General features: G+C 71.1%; 1 protein-coding gene. It reads right to left on the bottom strand.

Translation table 11 applies throughout. The features are described from left to right. Positions 1-71: 71 nt before the first annotated feature. Positions 72-899 (bottom strand): ABC transporter permease (locus EHS43_RS45250; RefSeq protein ID WP_148104374.1); only part of this gene is annotated, 828 nt, incomplete at its 5' end.

Genomic DNA, 899 nt, shown 5'->3' with positions numbered 1-899 from the left:
CCTCCCAGGCGGGCATGCCGTACCCGGGGACGACATGGGTGGGCCGGAAGCCGGGGGTCGTCATCGGCGGCCTACTTCCGCATGACCGCGGGTTCGTGGCGGCGCAGCAGCCGGGAGACGAGGTATCCGAAGAACACCGAGAGGACGACGAGCATGCCGATGTTCAGCAGCCATACCCCCGCCGAGTGCCTGAACAGCGGATCTCCGGTGAGGTCGCCCGGCACGATCCGGGCGAGGCCGATGGTGCCGGCCATCGCGCCGAGCGCCCAGCGGGAGGGCACCAGCCAGGACAGCTGCTCCAGGCCGGGTACGCCGTTCAGCTTGAGCAGGGCGCCGCAGAAGACGACCTGGACGATGGCGAGCAGCACGAGCAGCGGCATCGTCACCTCCTCCTTGCGCACCAGCGCGGACACCAGCAGGCCGAGCATCATCGCCGTGAACGCCAGCAGGGCCACCGCGATGGTGATCTCGGCAAGGGGCGGCATCAGCACGCCTTCGCCGCCGGGCGCGTCGAGGTCGACGCCGAGCAGGGCGACCAGGGTCAGCACGACCGCCTGGATCACGGTGATCGTGCCCAGCACGACGACCTTCGACATCAGGTACGCCGATCTGGACAGGCCCACGGCCCGTTCCCGCTGGTAGATGACCCGTTCCTTGACCAGCTCGCGCACCGCGTTCGCGGCGCCGGTGAGCACGCCGCCGACGCACAGGATGAGCAGGGCGTTCATCGCGGTGTCCCGGGTCAGCTCGCTGCCCGCGAGGGCACGGGCCATGGCGCCCATCACGAAGGGCAGCGCGATCATGATGACGAGGAAGGTGCGGTCGGCCCCGAGGGCGGCGGTGTAGCGGCGGATCAGGGTGCCGAGCTGGGCGCCGCGGCTGCGGGGCCTGGGCGGGGG

The organism is Streptomyces sp. RP5T (assembly GCF_003933965.1).
GTDB lineage: Bacteria > Actinomycetota > Actinomycetes > Streptomycetales > Streptomycetaceae > Streptomyces.
This window is presented reverse-complemented; position numbering and strand designations above follow the sequence as displayed.